Origin of the sequence: Streptomyces tricolor, assembly GCF_002155905.1 — a bacterium.
GTDB classification, from domain to species: Bacteria; Actinomycetota; Actinomycetes; order Streptomycetales; family Streptomycetaceae; genus Streptomyces; species Streptomyces tricolor.
In genome coordinates this window covers 1-2,427 of sequence record NZ_MUMF01000859.1, presented here as the reverse complement: position 1 = coordinate 2,427, position 2,427 = coordinate 1, and the positions used below count along the sequence as shown (strand labels likewise).

The 2,427-nt window shown below is 73.5% G+C and carries 3 protein-coding genes; all 3 read right to left on the bottom strand.

The features are described 5' to 3' along the window. A partial coding sequence (locus tag CCN44_RS40810) for an aminotransferase class V-fold PLP-dependent enzyme (protein ID WP_086704238.1) occupies positions 1 to 941 on the bottom strand: 941 nt, incomplete at its 3' end. Further along, positions 934 to 1,782 carry a tryptophan 2,3-dioxygenase family protein gene (locus CCN44_RS40805; RefSeq protein ID WP_059250260.1) on the bottom strand — a complete coding sequence of 283 codons (849 nt, stop codon included), beginning with the start codon at positions 1,780 to 1,782 and terminating at the stop codon, positions 934 to 936. The genes CCN44_RS40810 and CCN44_RS40805, both read right to left, overlap by 8 nt. Before the next feature lie 153 nt (positions 1,783 to 1,935). After that, positions 1,936 to 2,349 carry a DUF3151 domain-containing protein gene (locus CCN44_RS40800; protein ID WP_059250259.1) on the bottom strand — a complete coding sequence of 138 codons (414 nt, stop codon included), beginning with the start codon at positions 2,347 to 2,349 and terminating at the stop codon, positions 1,936 to 1,938. Positions 2,350 to 2,427 lie beyond the last annotated feature (78 nt).

Below are 2,427 nucleotides of genomic sequence, written 5' to 3'. Positions count from 1 at the left end.
CAGCGCAGGAAGAAGTCCGTCAGCGCCAGGGACTTGGCGCGGACGGCGGTGACGGACACCCCGTCCCAGACGTCGAGCGCGGCCTCCAGCGCCAGCAGGGAGAGGATGTCCGGCGTACCGACCCGGCCGCGCAGGGCGCCCGCCGCCGGGGTGTAGGCCGGGCTCATGCCGAACGGCTCGGCGTGCGAGTTCCAGCCGGGCAGCGGGGAGTCGAAGCGGTCCTGCAACGCGCTGCGCACATACAGGTACGCCGGTGAACCCGGGCCGCCGTTGAGGTACTTGTAGGTGCAGCCGACCGCGAGGTCGACGCCGTGCTCGTCCAGGCCGACCGGCAGCGCGCCCGCGCTGTGGCACAGGTCCCAGACCGCGAGGGCGCCGCAGGCGTGGATCGCGGCGGTGAGGGCGGGCAGGTCGTGCAGCCGGCCGGTGCGGTAGTCGACGTGGTTGAGCAGCACCGCCGCGGTGCGGTCGCCCAGCGCCCCGGGCACCTCGGCCGGGGTCACCGGGCGCAGGGTGCGGCCGGTCAGCCGGGCCGCGGACTCGGCGATGTACCCGTCCGTGGGGAAGGTGGTCGCGTCCACCAGGAGTTCGTCACGGCTGTCGTCCGCCATGCGGATCGCGGCCACGAGCGCCTTGAAGACGTTGACGCTCGTCGAGTCGCCGACGACGATCTGGCCGGGTGCCGCGCCGACCAGCGGGGCGATCCGGTCGCCGATCCGCTCGGGCGCCGTCCACCAGCCGCTCTCCTCCCAGGACCGGATGCGCAGTTCGCCCCACTGGCGCCGGACGACGTCCGCGACCCGGTCGGGGACGTGCGCGGGAAGGGCGCCCAGGGAGTTGCCGTCGAGATAGACGACCTCGTCCAGGACGAAGCGGTCCCGCAGGGGCGCCAGTTCGTCGGCCTCGTCCAGCTTCTTCGCGAGCAGGGGCAGCTCAGACATGGGACCTCGCCGTCCACAGCTCGGGGAAGACGTTCTTGCGGGCGCGCTTCTCCAGCCAGGCCACGCCGGCGGAGCCGCCGGTGCCGGCCTTGGCGCCCATCGCGCGCCGGGTGGCGACCAGGTGGTCGTTGCGCCAGCGCCACACCAGTTCGGCGACGTCGGTCAGCGCCTCGCCGAGCCGGGCGAGTTCGTCGCCCTCGTCACCCGCGTAGACGGCGGTCCAGGCGGCCTCGACGGCCTCCGACGGCTCGTAGCGCTGGGAGACGTCCCGGCGCAGCACGGTGTCGGGGATGGCGTGGCCGCGGCGCGCGAGGAGCCGTACCACCTCGTCGTACAGGCTGGGCTCGTGCAGGGCCTTCTCCAGCTCCGCGTGGACGCGGGGGGCGCCGCGGTGCGGTACGAGCATGGACGCGGACTTCTCGCCGAGCAGGAACTCCAGGCGCCGGTACATCGCCGACTGGAAGCCGGAGCCCTCGCCGAGCGCGCTGCGGTAGGAGTTGAACTGGGCCGGGGTGAGCTGGCCGAGCGGCTTCCAGGAGGCGTTCAGGGCCTCCAGTTCCCGCACGGACCGCTTCAGCGCGGCGATCGCGGTGGGCACGTCGTCCGAGCGGAGCGCCTGCGCGGCGGTCTCCCACTCGTGCACGATGACCGTGAACCACAGCTCCATGACCTGGGTGGTCACCAGGAAGACCATCTCTCCGGGGTCGTCGGAGAGGGTGTGCTGGAGGTGGGTGAGGACGTCCGCCTTGACGTAGTCCTCGTACGGCGTCGTCCCCGCGAAATCCAGGTTCGGGGTCTCGGGCTCAGCGGCCTCGGGAAGGGGGTGAGCCTGTTGGGACATCGCTGTCTCCTGTTGTTGCTACGGGTAGCGGTCCGCCCCTGCCGATGCCGGCACGGGGGCCCCGGTCCCCACCCCGCATCCTCCGCAATGCCCCCGGGTACGGCAAGGCCCGCCTGCTGCCAGACGGGCCACACCGGTGACTCCCCTACGGGGTCAGCCCAGGGTCTGGGCCGCCGTCGGCGAGGAGTCCTTCAGGAACTGCGTGCAGCGCTCGTACTCGTCCTGCTCGCCGATCGCCTGCGCGGCGCGGGCGAGGGCGTGCAGGGCGCGCAGGAAGCCGCGGTTCGGCTCGTGCTCCCAGGGGACGGGGCCGTGCCCCTTCCAGCCGCTGCGGCGCAGGGCGTCCAGGCCGCGGTGGTAGCCCGTACGGGCGTAGGCGTACGACTCCACGACCGAGCCCCGCTCGAACGCCTCGTCCGCCAGCTGCGCCCAGGCGAGGGAGGAGGTGGGGTGCTGGGCGGCGACGTCCGCGGGCGCGGTGCCGTCCGCCAGCGCCTGGCGGGGCTCCGGGTCGTCGGGGAGGTGGGTCGGGGGCGGACCGCCGAGAAGGTTCTCGTGAATCGTCATGGGATCAGTTTCGCGCATGGGGGCGCGGCTCGGCTCGGCGTGGGGTGCCCGTGGCTGGTGCCGGGCGGCGATCCGGGC